We start from the raw sequence: 23512 nt of genomic DNA, 5'->3' as shown, positions 1-23512 counted from the left end.
GACCGGAATTTTTAGACAATTCCCTGGAAAGAAGACGAGGGGAAGTTATTCATCCTCCTGATAACGTCCAGCCAGGGCCACACGCTGTTCGTACGCCTCACGCGCGATTCGGACATCTTCCAGAAAAAAGGGCAACTCCCTGATCAGCATTGCCTGGGGCCCATCCACCAGCGCTTTCCCCGGCACGGGATGAAAATCCACCAACACCATATTAGCGCCCGCGATCACTCCCTGGGCGGTCACGTGCATGATATCGAGTATGCCATCGGGCGAAGCAGCGCGCAGGCCGACGGAATGCGAGGGGTCAATGCAGACCGGCATGCGTGTGAGACGCTTCACTACCGGTACATGCGCAAAATCCACGAAGTTACGATGAGGATCCGCCATGTTGGTTTTCATGCCCCGTAAGCCAAAGACGACTTTGCGATTACCCTCGGACGCCAGGTATTCCGCAGCGTTCAATGATTCATCGAGCGTAATGCCGAAGCCGCGCTTGAGCAATACCGGAAAATCCTGCTGACGTCCGACGATTTTCAGCAATTCGAAATTCTGTGTGTTGCGCGTCCCTATCTGCAACATGACGCCGGTGGAGTTGCCCGTCCGGTACAGGGCCTCGCAAATCTCTTCCACGTGGGATTCATGAGTAATCTCCATGGCTATCACTTTGATGCCATATTTCCCCGCCAGCTCGAAAACATAAGGCAAGCAGGCCTTGCCATGGCCCTGGAACGAGTATGGGCTGGTACGCGGCTTATAGGCGCCCATACGTGTGCATACCTGGCCATTATCCCTTAGCGCTTGCATCATCAGCTCGACATGCTCCAGCGTATCCACGGCGCATAGTCCGGCGAAAACGTTCAGCGTATCCTGCCCGAAGCGCACGCCGTTATAGTCAAAGTGGGTAGGCCTGTGGTCGTCCTTGTGCCGCCCGAGAACGCGATACTCCTCCGAGATCCGGACTACCTGCTCGACACAAGGCAGATTTTGCATTTCCTCGATTAGCAGGGCCTTGGTGTTTCCGATCAGATAAACTTCGGTAAGCGCCTGCTCGATACCCACTTCAGTATGTACACGCGTGGAAATACCGGGCAGATTGGCAAGATGCGCCAGCAACTGTTTGAATTCGGGAGTATCAGGCCGAGTATCCGGTCTCAGGACAAGAATCATGGAATAGTATCGGGTGTCGACAAACCGGCGGGCGCGAAAGGCGTGACGTGTGGGAAAAGTGGAATTCTAACCGAAAAAATCCACCCTTGCCATTCAATCGAATATGGCGTTTAATGATTTTTTCATGGCATCACCAACCTCCTTCTTAAATCCTTAAACCCAGAATTTACAAAAAAAACACAAAATGGCCGTGATCGCCGTGCGATCAAGAATATGAGCCGTCCTCGCCCCGTTTACCCGTTGACAGAACAAAGCGTAAAACTTGAAAGGCCGGAAGCCGTCACCTTTCCCCCTGTGATTTTTCTGATGGGGCCTACCGCAAGCGGCAAAAGCGGCATAGCGCTGGAAATCGCCCGGCATTTCCCCGTGGAGATCGTCAGCGTGGACTCAGCCCAGGTCTTCCGGCACATGAATATCGGCACCGCTAAACCGGACGCTGAATCCATGGCGTTCATACCACACCACCTCATCGACCTGATCGAGCCGCATGAGTGTTATTCCGTGGCTCAATTCGTCAATGACGCGCTTGTCGCAATGCACGAAATTACGGAGCGGGGCAATATTCCGTTGCTGGCGGGCGGCACGATGCTTTATTTCAGAATGCTGCTGGAAGGTCTTTCCGCTCTCCCTCCCGCAAACAGCAGCCTGCGCCGGCAGATCGAAGCCAAAGCGGAACAGAACGGTTGGCACGAAATGCACAATGAGCTGTTACAGCTTGATCCGGCAAGCGCGGCGCGTATCAAGCCTACAGATAGCCAGCGCATACAGCGCGCGCTGGAAGTGTGTTATTTGGCCGGCAAACCCATGTCGGAGATTTTGAAGAAGCCCAGAAATGCCGGCCTTCCCTATCGCGCGATCAAGATTGCTTTGATTCCCGGCGACCGGGGAGCACTGCATCAGCGCATTGCGCAACGTTTCGAGGCAATGCTCACGCTGGGATTAATCGATGAAGTTCGGGCAATCCGTGATAAATTCTGCCTGAACGATGCAAGCCCTTCGATGCGTTGCGTTGGGTATCGGCAAGTATGGATGTATCTGGAAAAGGAAATCAACGCCGCAACAATGCGCGAAATGGCGCTGGCTGCTACGCGGCAATTGGCAAAACGACAACTCACCTGGCTGCGTTCCATGAAAGAGATGCGGGAATTCGATTGCCTGGCGGAAAATTTGCCGGAGCAGGTGCGCGGGTACCTCGCAGACACTGGCTTAAAAGCTGCGGCGGTTTCATAATCACGGGGTTGTTACATCTAATTTTAATTTTTTTTGGATCCATTCTGATAAGGAAAACAAAATGAACGATAGGCATAAACTGGTTATCTGGACATTAATCCTCATCGGCACCTTGTCCACCGCGGGATGCGGAAAATCGGAGGAGAGGGTGCATGAGTCCTGGGTGGCTCCTCCAACCGCGGAGGGGGTGGACGACAGCACTCTCAACAGTACAATAAAGGCGGCGCTATTGGCCGATCCCGATGTCAGGCATCTGGATGTCAGGGTAGAGGCACATAACGGCGAAGTCATGCTGAGCGGTATCGCAGATAATCAAACGCAGATGGATCGTGTCAATATGCTCACCTGGATGGTGGACGGCATCAAGAAGGTGGATAATAAGATGAGCTTGCGAAACAGTGGAAGCGAGACTGCGGCCGCAGCTGATTGATCTCATCCGCATCCATAAAAATACTCGGGTACAGTCGTTGCAGACCTACGCAGGAAAATTATCTTGACCGCTTCCCTGCTTACGACGCTGGTTCTGCTTATTGGCGTTATTTTTTTCGTCCCGCCCGTTCGCCGCGCACTTATTTCGAACCGGCTGCTTAAGGTTTTTCGAAAAATCCTGCCGAAGGTTTCCCAAACCGAACAGGAAGCGCTGGATGCCGGAACCGTGTGGTGGGATGGCGAGCTGTTCAGCGGCAAGCCAAACTGGAACAAGTTGTTGGCTTATCCCAAACCGAAGCTCAACGCAGAGGAAAAAGCCTTTCTTGCCGGTCCGGTCGAGCAGTTGTGCGCCATGCTGGACGAGTGGCATATTACGCGCGAGCTGTATGATCTGCCACCGCACGTCTGGCAATTTATCAAGGACAACCGCTTTTTCGGCATGATCATTCCCAAGGAATATGGCGGCCTTGGCTTTTCAGCGTTGGCGCATTCCGAAGTGGTCATGAAGATCAGCTCGCGGAGCGGCACGGCGGCGGTGTCGGTCATGGTGCCGAATTCGCTGGGGCCATCCGAGTTGCTGTTGCAGTATGGCACAGAGGCGCAAAAGAACCATTATCTGCCGCGCCTGGCAAAAGGGCTGGAAGTGCCATGCTTTGCACTTACCGGGCCTGATGCGGGGTCGGATGCGGGCGCGATCCCGGATTTAGGCATTGTCTGCCATGGCGAATACAACGGCGACGAAGGTGTGCTCGGCATGAGGATCACCTGGGAAAAACGCTACATCACGCTGGGCCCGGTGGCGACACTCCTCGGGCTTGCATTCAAACTGCAGGACCCGGATGGGTTATTAGGCGACCAGAAAGACCTCGGGATTACGCTGGCGCTGATCCCCACCAATACACCGGGCGTCAACATCGGCCGGCGCCATTTTCCGCTCGATGCGGCTTTTCAGAACGGCCCCAACTCGGGAAAAGACGTCTTCATCCCCATGGAATGGGTAATCGGCGGACGCGAAGGAGTGGGTAGCGGCTGGCGTATGCTGATGAACTGTCTTGCGGTAGGGCGTTCGATCTCGCTGCCCGCGACCAGCACCGGCGCGGCCAAGCTGGCGGCGCGCACCAGCGGGGCTTACGGCAGGGTTCGGGTGCAATTCAAGACCCCGATTGGACGCTTTGAAGGCGTTGAAGAAGCCCTGTCACGCATCGGCGGCAATACATACATGATGGATGCGGCCCGGATGATGACGGCGGGGGCAGTCGATTTGGGCGAAAAGCCCTCGGTCATCTCGGCGATCGTCAAATATCATCTTACCGAGCGCGGGCGCCAGGCGATTAACGACGCGATGGATGTGCATGGCGGCAAAGGCATATGCCTGGGACCCAGCAATTACCTGGGGCGCAACTATCAGCATATCCCCGTCAGCATTACGGTGGAGGGAGCCAATATCCTTACTCGTAATATGATTATTTTCGGTCAGGGGGCAATACGCTGCCACCCTTACCTGCTGGAAGAAATTCGCGCAGCCAATGATGGCGATACCGTGCGTTCTTCAGTGAAATTCGACAAGGCGTTGTGGGGACACGTTATCTTTACAGTGGGGAACGGTTTGCGTTCGTTGTTGCATGGACTCACCGGTGCATCACTCGCCAGTGCGCCGGGCAGCGTGGGCACCGAAATGCAGCGTTATTACAGTCAACTGACGCGTTTCTCCGCCGCTTTCGCTTTTCTTGCCGATATCTCCCTTCTGGTCTTGGGCGGCGCGCTGAAGCGCAAGGAAAGACTGTCCGCCCGGCTTGGCGATATTCTCAGCATGCTTTATCTATGCTCGGCGGTGCTCAAACGCTTCAAGGATGACGGCAGGCCCTCAGCTGATTTACCGCTGGTGCATTGGTCTGTTCAGGATGCGCTTTATCGCATGCAGGAAGCATTTGACGGCGTGCTGGATAATTTTCCTGGCCGTATTCTCACTGCGCGCCTCCTGCGGTTTGTGGTGTTCCCGCTGGGCAAGCCATTCTCTCCGCCCCCGGATGAGTTAGGACATCAAATCGCCACGCTGATGCTGTCACCAGGAGAAGCGCGAGACCGCCTGACCGCGGGTATATATATGCCTACCTCGGCCGACGAACCGCTGGGCATGCTGGAACAGGCGCTTCAGTGCGCGGTCGTGTGCGAAGCAGTGGAAACCAAATTGCGCGCCGCCGTCAAAACAGGCCGGATTCCCGCTCAGGGCGATGAGAGAATTGCGGATGCGCTCAAGCAGAGAGTTATCACCGCAACCGAACTGGAGTTGATGGGAAAAATGAAATCCATGCGCCGCCGCGTGGTCATGGTGGACGATTTCCCTGCGGATTTTGGCCGCGCATCAGGCGGAACATCAGAAACTGCGCCAGCCCAACCGGTGCATGAGGCGATAATAAGCCGTTAACCCTATCCGGCCTAACGAAAATACATCGGTGAAAGCCAATGATGCAAACCAAACCGCGTAATCTTACGGATGTTATCCCAGTGGAAGCCGCCAGAACGCTTGACGGGTTGTTCCGCGAGCGGGCGCGTCGCTCACCCGAGGCGGTAGCCTATCGGGATTATGACCGCTCCAGTGGTAAATGGCGCGATCTCACCTGGAAACAGATGGATGAGCGCATCACGCACTGGCAATCTGCCCTCACGCGAGAAAAACTCTTGCCTGGCGACCGTGTCGCCGTGATGCTACGAAACTGCCCGGAATGGGTGATATTCGAGCAAGCCGCGCTAAGGCTGGGGCTTGTCGTCGTGCCACTTTATACAGCCGACCGGCCCGCGAACGCTGCCTACATCTTGCACGACGCGGGGGTTAAAGTATTATTGCTCGAAGAACTGGCCCAATGGCAAGCGTTTCATGAAGTACGGGGTCAGATTGCCCATCTCCTGCGCGTCATTACGGTTCAGGGAAGTCCCGGAGAAAAAGACGATGGCCTCGTGCTTGCCCTGCATGACTGGCTGCCAGACTGGCCGTTGGACGATCCGCAGAGAAAAGCCGAAGAGGTGGAGGATGCAAGCCGCGATCAGCATCAACTCGCCACCATCATATACACCTCCGGCACCTCCGGCCGGTCCAAGGGGGTGATGCTGAGCCATTACAATATACTCACGAATGCGCATAGCTGCCTGCAAGTGGTGCCCATCATGCAGGACGATCTACTGCTTTCATTTTTGCCGCTGTCGCATACGTTTGAGCGCACTGCAGGTTATTATGCTCCGATGATGCGCGGTGCAACGGTGGCATATGCCCGCTCGGTTCACCAACTGCAAGAAGATCTTCTGATCATCCGGCCCACTATTCTTGTTTCCGTCCCGAGAATTTATGAGCGAGTCTATGCCGGCATTCATGCCAAGCTGGCGGCGGGTTCGGCTTTGAGCAGAAAACTGTTCAATCTGGCGGTTGACACCGGCTACAGCCGCTTTGAGTATCAGCAGCGGCGGGGTCCCCGGCTTTTTTCTCACATGTTATGGCCGCTGCTGGAAGCCCTGGTGGCGAAGAAGGTAATGAGCAAGCTGGGCGGACGTCTACGCGAGGCGATGAGCGGCGGCGCGGCGTTACCGACAAAGGTTTCACGGGTATTTATCGGTTTGGGCCTGCCTATCCTGCAAGGCTACGGCATGACAGAGACCAGCCCGGTCGTATGCTGCAACACCATTGAGGACAACCTTCCGTCGAGCGTGGGGCGTCCCATCCCAGGAGTAGAGGTGAAACTTGGCTCAGACGATGCTTTGCTGATTCGCGGCCCCAACGTCATGCTCGGTTACTGGAACGATCCGGCAGCCACCGACGCAATAATGACACCTGACGGGTGGCTCAATTCCGGCGATATCGCGCGCATTGATGAACAAGGCCGGGTGACCATCACTGGTCGCCTGAAGGAAATCATCGTGATGTCCACCGGCCAGAAAATTGCGCCGGCGCCCATCGAAGCGGCGATTCTACATGACTCGTTATTCGAGCAGGTAATGCTGATTGGAGAAGGCCGCCCGTATTTAAGCGCGCTGGTGGTTCTGAACGCCCGCAATTGGGAAAGCATTTCAGCGCAGTATAATCTTGATAGCGATTTGCGCCGGCTGTCACAAGACCAGAAGCTCGAAGAAATCCTCGTGGAGCGAATCACCCGTCAAATAAAAGAGTTTCCCGGTTATGCCAAAATATATCGCGTGGCGCTGGCGCAGGAGCCATGGTCTGTCGAGAACGATATGCTGACGCCTACGTTGAAGCTGCGTCGCGCGCAGGTGTTGAGCCGTTACCAGGCCGAAGTGAGCAGGCTATATGCGGGGCATTAGGAATCGATAGGTGGCGTGCCCGTATGTCACCTCACCCGGAGTGCGAAGACTGGCGCCAAGTAGGTCGGGGCTTCGCCCGACGATCGAAAAATAATATCGTGCATAGCCCCACTGACTGGCCAAAGCTGGCAATTTAAACCCTGGGATGGAAAATGAATACCCACACAGAAACTCATACATCGCTGCCCGAGGGGCTCGATCCGATACTGCGCCTCGTGCCGATGCCAACGGACACCAATTATGCCGGGGATGTATTCGGCGGCTGGATCATGGCGCAGGTGGACATTGCAGGGAGCCTTCCGGCAATACGCAGGGCTCGTGGGCGTGTTGCCACCGTAGCCGTGAATTCCTTCGTATTCAAGCAGCCGGTATTTGTCGGGGATATCGTGAGTTTTTATGCCAAGATCGTCAAGGTAGGCCGAACTTCCATCACGGTGGACGTCACTGTCTATGCACAACGGGGTCTTCGTCACGGAATCGATGAAATATGCTGCAGGGTGACCGATGCAGTCCTGACGTATGTCGCCGTGGACGAGAATCGCAGACCGCGCGTCGTTCCACAGGAATAACGGTTTTGTTCAAAAACTCGAGATTCTTGTAGCTCATTTGCCGATTACCGGCAAATGAGCTCAGCGAATAATATTCAAGAAATTGTTCTCGCCGAGCGGACGGTAATACGATACCTTGATGTAATGGGTAAGGGTTTAAGGAGTAAGCAGGCAAGAATGCCGCAATGCTCACGCAGCGGTTTTTCCTGATGAAAAAAAACGGATCGAACTGGAGGCGACATTGAATAATCGTAAATTCATGGTGCGCAAAGCCGCTGTCCTCGGCGCCGGCGTAATGGGAGCGCAGATCGCGGCGCATCTGGTCAATGCCAACGTCGAGACGCTATTATTTGAGCTGCCCGCTGAGCAGGGGGGTCCCAACGCCAACGTCATCAAAGCAATAGAGAATTTAAAAAAACAGGATCCTGCGCCACTGTCGATGGCGGCCAAGGCCGCCTCCATTCAACCGGCGAACTACGACCAGAACCTGGAATTGCTCGGGGATTGCGACATCGTGATCGAAGCCATCGCCGAGCGCATGGACTGGAAAAGCGAGTTGTATAAAAAGGTCGCGCCACACCTCGGCGAGGACACTATTTTTGCCAGCAACACATCGGGGCTCTCCATCAATGAGCTGGCAAAGTCGTTCCCCGACAACTTGCGCCACCGGTTTTGCGGCATCCATTTTTTTAACCCTCCCCGCTACATGCACCTCGCAGAGTTGATTCCCTGCAAGGAGAGCGATGCCGCGATGCTCGATGATCTGGAAGCGTTCCTGGTAACATGCCTGGGTAAGGGCGTAATTCGTGCAAAGGACACGCCGAATTTTATCGCTAACCGGATAGGCGTGTTTTCGATACTCGCCACCATGCATCACGCAGATGAATTCGGCCTCGGATTCGACGTGGTGGATGCCTTGACCGGCACTCTCATTGGTCGGCCCAAGAGCGCGACTTTCCGCACGGCGGATGTGGTGGGGCTCGATGTCCTTGCACATGTGATCGCTACCATGCGCGATACGCTGCCGCAAGATCCATGGCACAGATACTATGCCGTGCCCGATTGGCTGCAAGCCCTGGTAGATAAAGGTGCGCTCGGGCAGAAAGCCCGGCGCGGCATATATCAGAAGATGGGCAAGGAAATCCATGTCCTGGACCTTGCGAAGGGCGCATATATTCTCTCGGCGGGTACGGCCGAGGACGACATAAAGGAACTGCTCAAACGTAAAAATCTTGCGAGCCAGCTTGGCGCGTTGCGCGCGAATCCACATCCGCAAGCACAATTCCTATGGTCCATATTCCGCGATCTGTTTCATTATTGCGCGGTTCATCTCGGCGCAATCGCCGACAATGCGCGCGACCTGGATTTCTCGATGCGCTGGGGTTTCGGCTGGAACCAGGGACCGCTCGAGATTTGGCAAGCGGCAGGATGGAGCGAAATTGCCGGGTGGATAAACGAGGATATCGCGGCCGGCAAAAGCATGAGCGCAGTATCGTTGCCGGAATGGGTGCAGGAACTGGGGGAAAGCGCCAGCCAAGCCATCGATATCAGCATACAGGGCGTGCATAGAACACCGGGTTCCTTTGCGCCGTCCAACAATACCTTCCGGCCACGTTCGACGTTGCCTGTGTACCGGCGGCAGCTGTTTCCGGATAGGCTGCTGAGTGAGCGTGCGCAATATGGCACAACAATATTCGAGACCGATGCGGTACGGATGTGGCATACGGGCGAGTCCGGCGGCAATGGCTCGGCCGATGACCACATAGCCATTCTCAGCTTCAAGAGCAAAATGCACACCATCGGAAGCGATGTGCTGGATGGAGTGCAACAGGCCATTGATGAAGCCGAACGGAACTGGCGTGCCTTGGTGATCTGGCAAACTGAGCCTCCATTTTCTGCCGGTGCCAATCTTCAAAAAGCCACGGCGCGCCTGAAAAGTGACGAGCCTCCTTCCGCCTTCAGCGTCCTGGCAAAAAAAATCAGGAAAACAGCGCAGTCTGCGGTACTCAAGGCAGCGCGCGGCCTCAATCTCGCCGATGCATTGATGGCAGGCAAATTGGCCGAAATCGAAGCAATGGTTGCGCAATTCCAGCAGACTTCGCAGGACCTCCGATACTCGATGATTCCCACTGTAGCGGCCGTGGATGGCCTCGCGCTGGGAGGCGGCTGCGAATTTGTAATGCATTGCGACCGTGCGGTAGCGACTATGGAAAGCTACATCGGCCTGGTAGAGGCTGGCGTGGGATTATTGCCCGCGGGTGGCGGTTGCAAGGAACTTGCGTTGAGAGCATCGCGAGATGCGAAAGATGGCGATCCTTTCCCTTTACTGAAAAATTATTTTCAGAGCGTCGCAACCGCGCAGCTATCAAAAAGTGCCGAGCAGGCAAAAGAACTGGGCTATCTGCGCGCTGCCGACCCGGTAGTGATGAACCGGTATGAATTACTTTATGTTGCCAAGGCGCAAGCGATCGCCCTGGCTGAAGCAGGGTATCGCCCGCCGCTGAAAGCCCGTAATATTTCGGTGGCCGGTTCTACCGGCATTGCCAATATCAAAGGCATGCTGGTAAATATGCGCGAAGGCAATTTCATCTCGGACCATGATTACCTGATCGGCACCAGGATCGCCCACGTCATGTGTGGAGGTGAACTGACTCCCGGCAGCGTGGTCGATGAAGACTGGTTCCTGGAGCTGGAGCGTGCCGCATTCATAGAGCTACTGGCAACCGAAAAGACGCAAGCGCGCGTGGAGCATACGCTGAAGACCGGGAAGCCTCTCAGGAATTAAGCGAAGGAGAACTGTCATGACCAAACAGATACAAGACGCTTACATCGTTGCCGCCGTCCGTACGCCGGTTGGCAAAGCGCCACGCGGAATGTTCAAAACCGTTCGTCCTGATGACATGTTGGCACACGTGTTGAAAGCTGCCCTGGCGCAGTGCGAGGGCCTCGATCATGCAGCTATCGATGACGTAATCGCCGGGTGCGCCATGCCTGAGGCGGAGCAGGGAATGAACGTTGCACGCATTGCGCTCCTGCTGGCAGGGCTGCCTGATAGCGTGCCCGGAATGACGGTCAATCGTTTTTGCGCCTCCGGGTTGCAATCGGTATCGCTCGCTGCCGACCGCATTCGTCTGGGCAATGCGGACGTAATCATCGCGGCTGGTACGGAGAGCATGAGCATGGTCCCGATGACGGGCAATAAGATGTCGCTGGACCCGGCTATATTTTTGCGTGACGAGAATGTGGCCATCGCCTACGGCATGGGCATAACGGGAGAAAAAGTCGCACAGCGATGGCAAGTCAGCCGTGAGGCCCAGGATGAATTTGCGGTAACAAGCCACGCAAGGGCACTCAAGGCCATCGAGACGGGGGAATTCGAACAGGAAATCGCGCCTTATACGGTGGTCGAAAAACGACCCGATCTCGTCTCGCATGAGGTCCGGGACGTTTCCAGCACAAGAGATACCGATGAAGGCCCGCGACCCGGCACCAACGTGGCGACGCTTGCCACATTGAAACCGGTATTCGCGGCAAATGGCTCCGTGACGGCGGGCAACAGTTCGCAGATGTCCGACGGTGCGGGCGCCGTGATCGTAGCAAGCGAAGCTGCGTTGAAACGCTTCAATCTTACCCCTATTGGCCGTTTCCTCGGCTATTCTGTCGCGGGTGTACCACCGGAAATCATGGGCATAGGCCCAATCAAGGCGATACCGAAGGTGCTGAAGCAGGTTGGCTTGAAACTGGATGATCTCGACTGGATCGAATTGAACGAAGCTTTCGCAGCCCAGAGCCTCGCGGTCATCCATGACCTGGGGCTGAATCGCGCTAAAGTCAATCCGCTGGGCGGCGCGATCGCGCTAGGTCATCCGTTGGGCGCGACCGGCGCCATCCGTGTCGCCACGTTGCTGCACGGCCTGCGCCGGCATCATCGGAAATACGGCATGGTAACCATGTGCGTGGGGACAGGCATGGGCGCGGCGGGCGTATTTGAAGCGCTGTGACGGGAACGCGGAAGAAGTTTGCATAAGGAATCTGAGACCAACCGGGCTGTTATGCTGGTGAGCATGTGGCACGGCAAGCTTGCAGACCTACTCGGAGATCCGCTCTATTTTCCGAAATAGACGTAGGCCTTCTGCGGTACGCTTGATTCCTTGAAGCGCTTGCGCTCTTCCAGGTCCAGCTTTTTATCCCACCAGATGGCGCGTGCCTCTTTCTGATCCTCCGCCAGTTCCGGATTTTTTTCGAACAGCTCGCGCATGAATTTGGTATGGTCGGATTCGTACAGTTTCATGGTCTGGCTTCTCCTCTCGTCACTTTCCTGTGGCAACCCGAAACTTTACCATAATCGGAAGGTGCTCGCATCGGTTGAGCCTGTGTGCTGTGGCCCGGATCGGGGCATAATCCATAATCCGATCGTGTTTTGATGGGTTCCGGCTGAATATCTTCACCCGCCAATGTAGGTCGGGCTCCGCCCGACGATCGAAAACGATGTCGGGCGGAGCCCGACCTACTTGTCAGTGATTTAAGTCAATGATATCGGTGGAGCTAACGAAACCATCAAGCTCCATCGACATGATGCATGACTTAAAAAGGCCTGCGCTGCTGTAATTTATTGATGTACTTGGTAAAAGGCAACGCAAGTTCCTGTTCGAGTTGCTTCGCACGCTCCTGCAAATTTTCCCAGGCGGGGCTGCCAGGACTGTGTTTGAAAGCGAAGACGATCAGATTACCGAACGGCTCGGCCAGTAGCGTAGCGACTCGACCGGCGAAACTATCCTCGATGCGGTGAATGTAGTCATGGACTGCCTTGTCTCTGCTGAGCAAGTTGACCACCAGCACACCGTTTTTTTTCAACGCCTCATGGGCGCGATCATAAAAATCCTGGCTGCAAAGCGAGGGTACCTGGCGGCCATCGTCAAAACCGTCAACCATCAGTACGTCGGCGCTGCGAGGGTGGCTGGCAACAAATTCGCCGCCTTCCGCAATCATGACTTGCAGGCGATCATCATCCGCCGGTACAAAAAAATGATCTCGCGCCATCGCAACGATTCGCGGATTGATTTCAATCACGGTCGTTCGAGTCTGGGGCAAACAGTGATATACGAATTTCGCCAGCGAACCCCCTCCCAGTCCGATCATCAGCATATTTTCCGGCTGTGGGTTAAACAGGGTAAAACCCATCATGCATCGGGTATAGGTCAGCTCCAAATGGTTTGGTGCTGCCAATCTCATCGCGCTTTGCACCATGCTGCTGCCAATATGGAGTGAGCGCACGCCGTACTCCTCACTCATATGAACGCCGGAGTCGTCATCAGAATTGTCGTCTGCACCGCGACCTATGCCGCGAGAACGCCGCCTGGAAAATACACGCATTGGTTTTCTGGATTGATCCGTAAAAAGGATGCTTTACAAATGAATACTTTTGGCCTACGTTTACATGGCATGATAGCTCGGGTTTGGATAAAGCGTCGCCCCACAAGCCCTGCTAACCCCAATGAAAACAAAAAATCCGCGAAGTGCGCTTGATCTCATTAAAATGTGAAGGCGATATTCGAACGTTATCATGAAAAAACGCATTACAATTTTAGTCCCACTTTTGTCAGCGTGCCTGTTATCGGCATGCTCGGGCATTGGCCTCAAGGAAAAATCGCAGACTTACGCCGCCAAATTTACCGGAGATCGCGCTTCGCTCGCACGCTGCGTCATAAACGAACTGCAAACTGATAGCCGGTGGCTAATCCGCGGCCTGCAATATGAGGTACGAAGCTATCAGGATATCAAAGCGACGGAAATTTATGCCTACCCGTCCGGCGCGCTACCGGGAACATATGCACGCAATGCAACCAACAACCCTGATGCGGTGCTCCAGCCACTGATTCCCAAGATCTATGCGCATAAATCAAATGCTGATATTCGCGGTGAAGCCAGCCCCGGTTATTCGTTTATCATGACGATACAAAGGACCGATAACGAAACGGTAGTGGCCACGCTGAACGGCAAGAAATACGAGAGCGACATAGCATGGGACAAGCTGAAAGCGTGTTCACCCCGCTAAACTGAGAAAAACTTCTTTCGTTTCACCTCTTCGGCCGGTTACGCTACTTCGGCTGAAAAAACCCGGATTTCCTTTTATCAAGCCCCGCAAACAAAAAAATCCTGGACGTGATCGCGCATGGGCCATTTTTAAGTGCTTGCCGCGATAGAATAGTGCTCTTGATATTCCTGGATATAGCTATCGCATTTCTCGGGTTATTTCAAGCTTCAGGAAACAGCACGAAAAAACATTGATGGGTAAAAAACTGGTAACGAACTTTGAATGTCAGGTTCTAACACAAGAATTAGTGGGATTACGGGGAATACATGACGCGTTTATCGATATCAATGGCGGCGGCAGGGCCGGCGATAACCGGACTGGTACTGATGTTGCTGACTCTTCCGGCATTCGCCGGAGACTTTGAGGATGGAATGCGGTTCGCCCTCAGCAAGGACTACGTTAAAGCGGTAGCTTCTTTCAGGAGGGCAGCAGAAAAAGGAAATGCGGATGCTCAGTTCAATCTGGGTGTCATGTATTCGAAAGGCCGAGGTGTGCCTCAGAATGACGCGCAGGCCGCGAGCTGGTATCGCAAAGCGGCGGAGCAGGGCGATGCGCCGGCGCAATCCATGTTGGGTTTCATGTACCTTAAAGGTCAAGGGGTGGAGCAGGACTATCAGCAGGCCATGCTCTGGTACTTCAGGGCAGCGGATAAAGGATATGCCGTGGCCCAGTACAATCTTGGCGTGATGTACGCAAAAGGCCAGGGAGTTACACAGGACTACCAGCAGGCCTTGTCCTGGTATCTCAAAGCTGCTGAGCAAGGACACGCTCCCGCGCAAGGAATCCTGGGTTTCATGTACCTCAAAGGCCAGGGCGTGGAGCAGAATGATCAGCAAGCGGCATCCTGGTATCTTAGAGCTGCGGAACTTGGATATGCGGATGCGCAATATGCGATAGGCGTGCTGTACGCCAAGGGCCGAGGCGTGGAGCAGAGCAATCAGAAAGCGGTGTCCTGGTTTCGCAAAGCGGCTGAACAGGGGAATCCGGATGCCGAATTCAATCTCGGCATCATGTATGCGACGGGCGAGGGCACTATCAAGGATGATCAACAAGCTGCCTCCTGGTACCGCAAGGCCGCCGAACTGGGATATGCACGGGCGCAGTTCAAGCTTGGAGTCGCTTATGCCAAAGGCCGGGGAATTACGCACGACGATTATGAGGCGGCTGCGTGGTATCGAAAGGCGGCTGAGCAGGGGTACGCCCCCGCCCAATTCAATCTCGGCGTAATGTACGCCACCGGAAAAGGTGTCTTGCGGGATGATCAGCAGGCGGTGCCATGGTATCGAAAAGCCGCTGAGCAGGGGGATGAGGATGCCCAATACAACCTGGCCGTACGATATGACAGCGGCCGGGGCGTCGCAAGGGATGCGCTGGAGGCGTTATCCTGGTATCGCAAGTCGGCGGAGCAGGGTTACGCAAGGGCGCAATACAGCCTGGGTGTCAAGTATAACAATGGGCAGGGCGTACCGCAGGATTATGCGCAAGCCTTGTCGTGGTATCAAAAAGCGGCGGAGCAGGGTCATCACGGGGCACAAACAAACCTGGGCGTGCTTTATTACAATGGTACCGGCGTCACGCAGGATTATGTTGAGGCTGATAAGTGGTTCAGCATCGCCAGCGCGGGCGATTACGAGGATGCGAAAGAAAACCAGGAGCTCATGGAGAAGCTCATGACACCGGTACAAGTTGCCGAAGCGCAACGACAAGCGGAAGAGTGGATAAAAACACGCAGAGAGTAAAGCGCCCATATCCGGATTAGCGGGCATCCACTTCCGGTTACCTGCTTACCGCTTGGTATTATTATAAATGTTAGATGGCTCGCCGGATCTTGCAATGGCAAAAACGGCTTTTCCCGCGATGATAGGATCGCCGAAAAAATAACGTGATGCATCCACGCAATACTAACTGAGTTACCTGGAGGGCTGGCTGCTCTTTTCCTTGGTGATGGGGTTCTGTAGCGTATAACCTTTCTGTTTCATTTTGTATCCGCCATAAGCGCCCGCGCCGCCGGCGACAACATACCAGCAACCTGAGAGCGCTGGAATGACAGCCAGGAGCGCGACTATTAGAATTGTTCTCTTCATTTTCATCAAAATTCTTCTAATATAAAAGGAAAATGCAAATAACGGTCGCGCGAACTTACCTCAGGGATTGCTATGCTGTCAAATAGTTGTATTTATTTTCTTTTGATGATATCCGGGTACAGAAGCACATAAACCGGGCCTGGATCAAGCCGGCTTCGATTCCGAGCATTTCGCGACGCTAACCCGTTGTAGATCCGGAATTTTTGAAAGGGGAAAATCATGGGCAACATTTCACTTTCTGGTAAACGAGCCAAATGGCTCATCGCGATAGCGTTGATCGTGCTCCTACCGGGATGTCAAACAGCGGACACGAGGCGAACCGGCGGGCTGATCGGTAGCATTGCTGGCTCTATCGGAGCGAGCTATCTCGGCGGCGGTACGGTGGGGCGCATTCTGGGTGCTGTTGCCGGCGGTGTCGCAGGCTATTATGTCGGTTCGGAGATTGGAGGCGTTCTCGGCAAAGACGATAAGAAAAAAATGGCCGATGCGTCGCAAAAAGCGTTCGAGACAAACCAAACCCAGACCTTCAGCAACCCCGATAGCGGCCTGGTGGATAAAGCTGAGGTCGTTCAATCCGGACCGGTAACGGCACAGCAAAACAAGGAATGCAAGACGATCAGGCAAACTGTCGTGCTAAAAGACGGGAAAACGGTTACTGAGGATGTGAATAGCTGTAAGGATTGAGAATCGGCGGGATTTGAACGGGCAGGCACATACTCAAAATGTGCCCGGGTGTATCAATTCCTGAAAACACCTTGGAAAGCCCGTAATCTGCGGTGTTTACCTCATTGTAAAACTCATGACTTCTTCTTCCATTCATCACCTTTTTTCTCATATTCCTTTTTTACTGCCGACCACGCGACTTTATGCGCGGTTTCTTCGCGTGAAGCATCGCATCTGCGATCATCCGGGTCCTTGTATTCATCCCAGGCATTATTGAAAGCTGCCTGATATATTTCCTGCGCGTGCTTCGGCAATACGTTTGTGACGTTTTCCGGGAGATCCTTTATGGTGGCGTATGGCATGACGTCTCTCCTATCGATAGTCAGGTGAAGCGGTACGTTTAAGATGCGGCTACGCTTAAAAATAAAGTCGCTAAGGTTTCGATCCAAAAGTCATGTCGATGTCCAATAGCCGCTCAAACGCCCTCATAAATGCATTGTCGGCAAGCTGGCCTATAAAGTAAAAGATAGGCAATAGATCTGGATAGTGCAAGAGAAACGCTTGGGGAGCAAACTCTATCACCGCTTTGCGGTAGCCCAATTGTCGACTGGACGACTGTTCGAGGAGAAGATCAGCCCGTCAGGATAAGTTCGTACTTTTTCGAAGGCGGATAACAATATCCTTTTTAAGGTCAGGCCCCGGCTTATCGAGCCGCGAAAACTGATATCCCAAAGTGATGGAGTTGAGTTTAGCAAGGGCCTTTTCGCCGTACCCCTCTCGTGTAAAGTCGGGAATGCGCAGCAGGAGCTGCTTTGCCGAGTCCGCTTCGGCAGGTAGCAGCCTGGGCAGTAATTCGCTGGGAACAACCCAGGTTGCGTCCTCGTTGCTGAAGTCCATCGAGTTTCTCCCGCTCTTGAAAACAGCTAGCGGAGCGTCATTGGGTACCAATACATAGATGTCTTCGAGATAAACACCATGCTCGATCAAGTTTCTGAACTTTAGCGCAATGTAATAGTAATCCGCATCCTTCCAGCTTTTTTCAATCTGAACAAAAAGAACATCGTCGCCTTTCAAAGCCTTATACATGGCTCCGCCAACCGCGGGGCCATGCTTCGCTATAAACGACGCAATGACTGTTGTCGCAAGTTGCTCAATGCCAGGCAAGTACCCCTCAGGTAAGTGATCAGCCTGTCCTTCTGCGGCAGAAGAGGTGTCTTTTGGAGTTTCGCTCATTGCAGTGCCTCTCGGTTAGACAATGGATTGGCAATCATATGCGTCTATTGTTTATGCTGTAGTTAAATTCTTGCTCCTCACGGTGGCTCAATCAATCCCGAAGCAAAGTCTATGCTAGCTTCGGAAAAACCTTCTTGCTCAACAACTTATATATTTCCTCCGAATGCTTGGGATCGCAAGTGTAAAGCGAACCGACACGTCGGCAGAAGCCTGGCAGCATGAAGGCTTCTTTGGTTCTGTAGATGGAGATGAGGAAAACGTAGTCTGTTCTGATCCGAACCCCATTCGGGTGCTTGAAAGAATTTGCCATTTTTCTTTCAAATCCTATAATTGTTTGAAGGTTTCCTTTTTATACACTTTCCCCAAGATTTTCCAACCTCAGGCCCAGCCCTTTACCTTCACAGATCTTCTTTCACCGGGAGCAATTTCAAATCGTTCAGGTCTGATTCCATAGTTTTCACAATCAGGAAATGAGTAACGAGTAATGCCCGAACCGAAGCCTCAACACGACGATTAGGACGCGAAATACGTTATGTTGCAAACACATGAATTCTCTTACGTTAAAGGAGCAACGCCATGAAAAACAACCCCGTTGGCTGGTTTGAAATCTATGTGCAGGACATGAAGCGCGCCAAGGCTTTCTACGAAGGTGTATTGCAAGGAAAGCTCGAGCAGATTCCCAGTCCCACCCCTGGCCTCGAAGTGGAATTGTGGAGCTTTCCCATGTCGGAGGGAGGTTACGGAGCGGCGGGCGCGCTCGCAAAAATGGAAGGCTGCGCATCGGGTGGCGGCGGCACGTTGGTTTACTTCGCGTGCGAAGATTGCGCGGTAGAGGCTGCTCGTGCCGCCGAGCACGGCGGGCGTATTTTTAAGGAAAAAATGTCGATCGGCAAATATGGCTTCATCGCGCTGGTTTTCGACACCGAGGAAAACATGATCGGGCTGCACTCCATGCGCTAGATGCCGCCGGAGCATGCCCCCCGTATTATGCGCGCGACTTCCCTTTCAACAATAGCGCGCTGTACAAGCCGAGCCGATATTTCCGGCGCAAGGCGTGGTGTTCCTTCGATTGGGCGCTTCGTATCCGTGCCGCTGCCGAAATCCGCACAGCAGCACCCGCGTAGTCGCTACTGAAGCGGCTTTTTTGAACGCTAGCGCGCAGAAAGCCTGTCGAATGGGAATTCGTAACCGCTATTCACTTTTATGTTTACTCAATCGAGTCCGGACCCAACGAGACATGAATGCGACATACGTGTTTTTCACAATCGAAAGAGAGGAAAACCATGAAAAATCTGTATACGATTACGGTATTGATAATTCTTGTCGCGTTATCCGGATGCATATCGTTTCGATCGGGAGGCTCACCCGACCAGCAGGGTTCTCAAGCCACATCTCGCGCCACAGATAAGGTTATTATTGTTTCAAGGACGTCCTCTGCTTCCGACTCTAGTGCGGCAATGACCATGGACGGCAGGGCCGCAGCCGACGAACGCGCGAACAGCAAAACTTGGGCTTTCAATAATCTGGAGCTTCAAAGCCCAGCCGGGACAACCTATATCGACAATCTTACGCTGAGTGTATCAGAGCGCGGTGACACACTTATCTGGCACACGTCTTTCGATGTGCGGTCCCGCGTCCGCAGCGCGGTTTCACCAGACGTGGTACTCAACCTGGTTCTTCTCGACAGAAACGGTCAGGAGTTGACGCCAAACGGCCAGGTCAGCTTCAGTCGCCTATGTGGAAATAACTACTATGAAAAAAGCGACAGCGTTATTGCTCCCGATCTTTTCAAGCAGGTATATGGGGCCAGAATTAGGTACATCTTCAAAACCCGCGTAGCAGCATGTGATTGACAACTGCAACCCAATATTTTTCGATCAGGTTTCTATCTATAAGGATATTTCGCAAGCGTCTGGAAAGAGGAATCTATGAGGTCAGACTCAATGCAACTGGCTGCTCATTTGTCAGTTAAGCGCTATAACCGAAAAGGCGGCGCACCTAGAGAAATTGAAAGATGGATAAAGGCTGCGGCCACGGGTGATGGCGGATGGCCGGAGCAATTCAAGACCAACTGAGTCTGACCCCTTGAGATTCTCCAGCAAATTTATCCAACGGGACGGAACAATGTCAACTTTGTCATCCAGGACGCTCATATTTCGTTAAGGACTCAGCGTAGAGGAGAAATCAGGGATACGGACACCGCCCGAAGCGATCAATGCAATCTCGGACATAACTGAATCATTCGGCTGGAATAAATTCTGGAGGAAACATCATGGTTGGAACACCGATCTCGGGAGCATGGTTCAGGCGGTTAACCGTAATAGTCCTGGTCATGCTCCTGGCAGCCTGCCAGTCTGCTGAAACACGACGTTTTGGCAGCATCCTTGGCAGCGTCGCCGGCTCTATCGGGGGAAGCTATCTTGGCAGCTATCTCGGCGGAGGTACAGCGGGCCGCATCTTGGGCGCTGTCGCAGGGGGCGTGGGCGGATATTACCTTGGCTCCACGGTCGGGGGCTACCTTGGCAAGGACGACCAACGGCGAATGGCCGAGACGTCGCAGCAGGCGTACGAAACCAACCAGACGCAGACCTTCACCAATCCGGATAGTGGCGTGAGAGGTAAAGCTGAAATCGTTGGACCAGCGGAAGGCCGGGAATGCAAGACCATCAGGCAAACGGTTGTGCTCAAGGATGGGAAAACGGTTACCGAGGATGTGAAGAGTTGCAAGGAGTAGAGGTGAGCGCCAGATGGAGTTGCCACTACATCTGATCAGCTAGCGCCCTTCCTCCTGTAACGATAAAATGCGATAAAGATATCCGGCCCGCGCCATTTTGGACACATCGCTCAGACACGTCGCGCTCATCTCAATATCAGAACCCATACCAAAGCACTGCAATGAAATGGCATGTGGTACCGGCTATGACAAACAAATGCCAGATCAGGTGGCCATAGAGCAGCCGCGAATCGGTTGCGAAAAAGACTACGCCGACTGTGTAACACAAGCCCCCCGCCACTAGCCAGGAGAGTCCCGCTGCTGGCATCTTTGCAGACAACGGTGCAATTGCAATCAGGACAAGCCAGCCCATCAGTAGATAAAGACAAGTAGAGAGAACAGGATGGGATCTCTTGCCGAACAATTTCAGCACCACCCCTGCTACTGCAAGACACCAGATAAAGCCGAAAAGCGTCCAGCCCCATGCCCCACGCAATATTCCGAGAGTAAATGGGGTATACGTACCAGAGATAAGAAAAAATATCGCACAATGCTCCAAAACACGGAAAACCCGCTTGGCCTTACCGATTGGTAAGGCATGGTAGATGGTAGAGGAAAGGTAAAGGAGTATCGTCGTGGCTGCAAAGAGGCATGTGCCGATAAGGAATCCAGTGTTCCCGTGCCTCGCTGCGTGCATGATGAGAATAGGACCGCCGACGAATGCGGCAATCAGCGCTATACCGTGGCTGATGCTGTTCGCAATTTCTTCCGCTCGTGACTGCTCACGCATGGGTCCAGCAAGCAAAATCCGCATGCCAGTTCCTTTCTGTTACATGCTTTGACAGTCCTAAATTCTAAGGTATTAATTGTATAAAGGGGTAATAGCCTGAAACCGCGAGCGTACTAATGGTAGATGGCCGGAGCAGTTCAAGATCGATCGAGCCTGACCCCTTAGATCGCGACAAACTGCGCCCAGCGGCTGGTCTTGCGCAACCTCTGGCCTTGGTGATGCAAAGAAGCGATCGCTTCAAATTCATGTCTGCTAACTGTTTTAAGCAGTTGCGAGAAAACCGTATTACAATGCGCCATGGCTTGGATTCCCTTGTCTTTCAAAGAGTTGTTGAGAAACTCATTGTAAATCAACAAAGGATATCTAGGACCTTTTTTAGCGGTTTTGTGGGACAGCAGTGAGTCTGACCCCTTAGATCCTATTGTTCTAGTGGGATAGATACTAAATCATCCGAATGGAATCTAATATTTGCCTATATATAACATCCGTTTCACACTGATTTCTTTCTGCGATAAATGTTTTGAGTTGTACGATATTAGACTTAAACATTAAGGTCCCCCTATCCCGAGTATCGGACGCATTGAGCGCGGACTCAGTAGCTAGGTTGGGTTGATCCTCTATTTCATCAAAATGGAGATTAAGCTGCTCCGGGGCCGTTGTCCTGTTCATTTTGCAATACCGCCGATGATATGAGCTTCTGTTTAGCTAACGATCTTATAACCATACTTTCTAATTCAGGGAAAGCTTGCATACTTTTTTCAAGACGAGGCATTGATTCTTTTAAAGGTGTCTTGATCAGCATGCCGTCCTTCTTTCTCGAATCTGGACGCACTTTAAATAAGTCCAAGTATCTTCCTGGCGCAACCCCATCGAAAAGCAAGAGCCGTACTTTGCCTTTTTCTGTTTCACTTTCTGAAATAGCATCCCCATGCAGCTTGATTGCTAGACTTTTTCGATACGGCTCAATGTAATAAATTTCACTGATTCCCGCCGCAATTATATGGCGCGCACAAGAATGGCACGGGTACGTTGTGACGAAAAGCTTGCCGTCTACAATCTTATCACCTGCCACCCTCCCTGCGTTGAGAATCGCGTGCATTTCGGCGTGGATAGCTCTGGAGAACTCGATGAGATTTTTTAATTTTTTTGAAGATCTAATGGCCTGGCTCACTTCAAAATGCTTGCCCTTGGGGATGTAGGCATCTAGTATTTCCATAAGGTCGCTTGCGAATAGCGTTTTCTCTTCATCGTTAAAACACTTCCCACCGTCTCGATTAAAACAGCGTTTATCGTTTTCTCCTAACGGCTCGTCTGGATTATAGGTGTATAGTCCTCCACCTTTCTTTGGCACATCGTTCCACCCTGTACTTAGAATCTCACCTTCTTTAGACATTACTGCGGCCCCGACTTGTTTTGATAAACAAGCGGAGTTTCCTGCTGCCGACGCGGCGGCATACATAGCTGATTCGTTACTGGTCGGGGTAATAATTTTAGTTCCTAGGATGAGATGCAAAAAACGTGACACGCGGCTTGTTAACTGGGAGTCGGTGCCTGCATCCATCCTCAGAAAAAAATCACATTGAGGAAAAGTATCTCGAACTGTCTGACCTGTTTCAGACTCTTCCCCCGAATCACGATCAATCAATTTCGAGACTTGTGCTGAATCCAGTCCCCTTCGTTTAAGCTGATATTCCCTTTGTTCTAGCGGGGAAAAGACTCCTACAACATACAACATTTCTCGATAAACGGTCTTCAGTAGGTCAAGCTCTTCTTGGTTCTTTATAGAGTCTAAGATATGACAGACTCGGCGAGGAACATGAATTTCATGTTGTGCTGACATCTTGTGGTTCTCACGTTCGAACCTAATCTCATGAATCGCCAGCTCAGCCAATATGCTGCCGCCATACGTTTCTCTTAATTCATTTCCAGCATCAATTTGGGCTTGTATTTTTTCAAATTCGGGTTTGTCAGGAATGATCCTGCTTGGCTCGATCTTGTATGCGTATTTATTGATAAGTTCGCTCAATCTTATGTTTTTGCAGTCCGTATAGCCAAAGCTGTCTCGCAGCATATCAGATATGGTGTTAGATACGCTGTGGAGCGGTGAACCAATAGGCCCACACAGCGCGATTACTAGTTCTGGCGTATGCGTAAGGGCGACTTCATCGGTAGTGGTTTTCTTAGAAGAAAATAGATCAGCGGATGGAGCGGAGGCCTTTGTCTTTTTCTGAGGTACGGAAGCCATTATTTTAT

21 protein-coding genes and 1 pseudogene are annotated in these 23512 nt (G+C 52.9%); 13 read left to right on the top strand and 9 right to left on the bottom strand.

The genetic code is table 11. The features are described 5' to 3' along the window. Positions 1–45: 45 nt before the first annotated feature. Positions 46–1167, bottom strand: coding sequence for a 3-deoxy-7-phosphoheptulonate synthase (locus BLS94_RS03555; RefSeq protein WP_072768743.1), 1122 nt, complete (start codon positions 1165–1167; stop codon positions 46–48). Between the two features lie 306 nt (positions 1168–1473). On the opposite strand from BLS94_RS03555, the gene miaA reads away from it, so the two are divergent. The 7 genes from miaA to BLS94_RS03520 all read left to right on the top strand — a co-directional run bounded on the left by miaA (position 1474) and on the right by BLS94_RS03520 (position 11683). Then, the gene (gene miaA, locus BLS94_RS03550; RefSeq protein ID WP_218124732.1) at positions 1474–2397 is read left to right on the top strand and encodes a tRNA (adenosine(37)-N6)-dimethylallyltransferase MiaA; all 924 of its coding nucleotides are present in this window, start codon (positions 1474–1476) and stop codon (positions 2395–2397) included. 61 nt (positions 2398–2458) lie between these two features. Then, entirely contained in the window at positions 2459–2827 is a 369-nt protein-coding gene (locus BLS94_RS03545) for a BON domain-containing protein (RefSeq protein WP_090957794.1), read from the top strand. Between the two features lie 63 nt (positions 2828–2890). Then, entirely contained in the window at positions 2891–5251 is a 2361-nt protein-coding gene (locus BLS94_RS03540; protein WP_090957793.1) for an acyl-CoA dehydrogenase, read from the top strand. A 41-nt stretch (positions 5252–5292) separates the two neighbouring features. After that, positions 5293–7134 (top strand): AMP-dependent synthetase/ligase, encoded by a 1842-nt coding sequence (locus BLS94_RS03535; protein WP_090957861.1) that lies wholly within the window; start codon positions 5293–5295, stop codon positions 7132–7134. 152 nt (positions 7135–7286) lie between these two features. Then, positions 7287–7703 (top strand): acyl-CoA thioesterase, encoded by a 417-nt coding sequence (locus BLS94_RS03530; RefSeq protein WP_090957792.1) that lies wholly within the window; start codon positions 7287–7289, stop codon positions 7701–7703. Positions 7704–7941: 238 nt separating this feature from the next. Next, on the top strand, positions 7942–10467 hold the full coding sequence (locus BLS94_RS03525) for a 3-hydroxyacyl-CoA dehydrogenase/enoyl-CoA hydratase family protein (protein WP_176767785.1): 2526 nt from the start codon (positions 7942–7944) through the stop codon (positions 10465–10467). Positions 10468–10483: 16 nt separating this feature from the next. After that, positions 10484–11683 carry an acetyl-CoA C-acyltransferase gene (locus tag BLS94_RS03520; RefSeq protein WP_090957790.1) on the top strand — a complete coding sequence of 400 codons (1200 nt, stop codon included), beginning with the start codon at positions 10484–10486 and terminating at the stop codon, positions 11681–11683. Between the two features lie 104 nt (positions 11684–11787). On the opposite strand, the gene BLS94_RS03515 is transcribed toward BLS94_RS03520, so the two are convergent. Further along, on the bottom strand, positions 11788–11973 hold the full coding sequence (locus BLS94_RS03515) for a DUF3460 family protein (RefSeq protein ID WP_090957789.1): 186 nt from the start codon (positions 11971–11973) through the stop codon (positions 11788–11790). 293 nt (positions 11974–12266) lie between these two features. Further along, positions 12267–13055: a polyamine aminopropyltransferase gene (locus tag BLS94_RS03510; protein WP_090957788.1), complete on the bottom strand. Its 789-nt coding sequence runs from the start codon at positions 13053–13055 to the stop codon at positions 12267–12269. Positions 13056–13245: 190 nt separating this feature from the next. Here BLS94_RS03510 and BLS94_RS03505 point away from each other — a divergent pair, with 190 nt between their 5' ends. Then, on the top strand, positions 13246–13737 hold the full coding sequence (locus BLS94_RS03505; protein WP_090957787.1) for a hypothetical protein: 492 nt from the start codon (positions 13246–13248) through the stop codon (positions 13735–13737). Positions 13738–14042: 305 nt separating this feature from the next. Further along, positions 14043–15515 (top strand): SEL1-like repeat protein, encoded by a 1473-nt coding sequence (locus BLS94_RS03500; RefSeq protein WP_256325273.1) that lies wholly within the window; start codon positions 14043–14045, stop codon positions 15513–15515. 171 nt (positions 15516–15686) lie between these two features. On the opposite strand, the gene BLS94_RS03495 is transcribed toward BLS94_RS03500, so the two are convergent. Continuing rightward, the gene (locus tag BLS94_RS03495; protein WP_256325272.1) at positions 15687–15860 is read right to left on the bottom strand and encodes a hypothetical protein; all 174 of its coding nucleotides are present in this window, start codon (positions 15858–15860) and stop codon (positions 15687–15689) included. Between the two features lie 219 nt (positions 15861–16079). Here BLS94_RS03495 and BLS94_RS03490 point away from each other — a divergent pair, with 219 nt between their 5' ends. Further along, the gene (locus BLS94_RS03490) at positions 16080–16544 is read left to right on the top strand and encodes a hypothetical protein (protein WP_176767779.1); all 465 of its coding nucleotides are present in this window, start codon (positions 16080–16082) and stop codon (positions 16542–16544) included. 113 nt (positions 16545–16657) lie between these two features. Here BLS94_RS03490 and chaB read toward each other — a convergent pair whose 3' ends face one another. Together chaB and BLS94_RS03480 are read right to left on the bottom strand one after the other, a co-directional pair. Beyond that, positions 16658–16885, bottom strand: a complete 228-nt coding sequence (gene chaB / locus BLS94_RS03485; RefSeq protein ID WP_090957786.1) for a putative cation transport regulator ChaB — start codon at positions 16883–16885, stop codon at positions 16658–16660. 277 nt (positions 16886–17162) lie between these two features. Next, positions 17163–17756, bottom strand: coding sequence for a hypothetical protein (locus BLS94_RS03480; RefSeq protein WP_090957785.1), 594 nt, complete (start codon positions 17754–17756; stop codon positions 17163–17165). A 576-nt stretch (positions 17757–18332) separates the two neighbouring features. Between BLS94_RS03480 and BLS94_RS03470 the strand changes: the two genes are divergently transcribed. From BLS94_RS03470 to BLS94_RS03460, 3 genes are all read left to right on the top strand, one after another. Continuing rightward, positions 18333–18716: a VOC family protein gene (locus tag BLS94_RS03470; RefSeq protein WP_090957783.1), complete on the top strand. Its 384-nt coding sequence runs from the start codon at positions 18333–18335 to the stop codon at positions 18714–18716. Positions 18717–19039: 323 nt separating this feature from the next. Then, entirely contained in the window at positions 19040–19609 is a 570-nt protein-coding gene (locus BLS94_RS03465) for a hypothetical protein (RefSeq protein WP_143021642.1), read from the top strand. 419 nt (positions 19610–20028) lie between these two features. Beyond that, on the top strand, positions 20029–20490 hold the full coding sequence (locus BLS94_RS03460; RefSeq protein WP_090957781.1) for a glycine zipper 2TM domain-containing protein: 462 nt from the start codon (positions 20029–20031) through the stop codon (positions 20488–20490). A 136-nt stretch (positions 20491–20626) separates the two neighbouring features. Here the strand turns inward: BLS94_RS03460 and BLS94_RS03455 are convergent, their stop codons facing one another. The 3 genes and pseudogenes from BLS94_RS03455 to BLS94_RS03440 all read right to left on the bottom strand — a co-directional run bounded on the left by BLS94_RS03455 (position 20627) and on the right by BLS94_RS03440 (position 23504). Continuing rightward, positions 20627–21283 (bottom strand): PAQR family membrane homeostasis protein TrhA, encoded by a 657-nt coding sequence (locus BLS94_RS03455; RefSeq protein ID WP_090957780.1) that lies wholly within the window; start codon positions 21281–21283, stop codon positions 20627–20629. 140 nt (positions 21284–21423) lie between these two features. Next, positions 21424–21558: pseudogene (locus BLS94_RS03450) on the bottom strand (DUF4372 domain-containing protein); the annotation flags it as partial. A 338-nt stretch (positions 21559–21896) separates the two neighbouring features. Continuing rightward, positions 21897–23504, bottom strand: a complete 1608-nt coding sequence (locus tag BLS94_RS03440; protein ID WP_090957778.1) for an anti-phage dCTP deaminase — start codon at positions 23502–23504, stop codon at positions 21897–21899. Between the last annotated feature and the right edge of the window lie 8 nt (positions 23505–23512).

This window comes from Nitrosospira sp. Nsp18 (genome assembly GCF_900103145.1).
Lineage (GTDB): Bacteria > Pseudomonadota > Gammaproteobacteria > Burkholderiales > Nitrosomonadaceae > Nitrosospira.
Note: the sequence above shows the minus strand (reverse complement) of the source record. Positions and strands in the feature narration are given on the sequence as shown.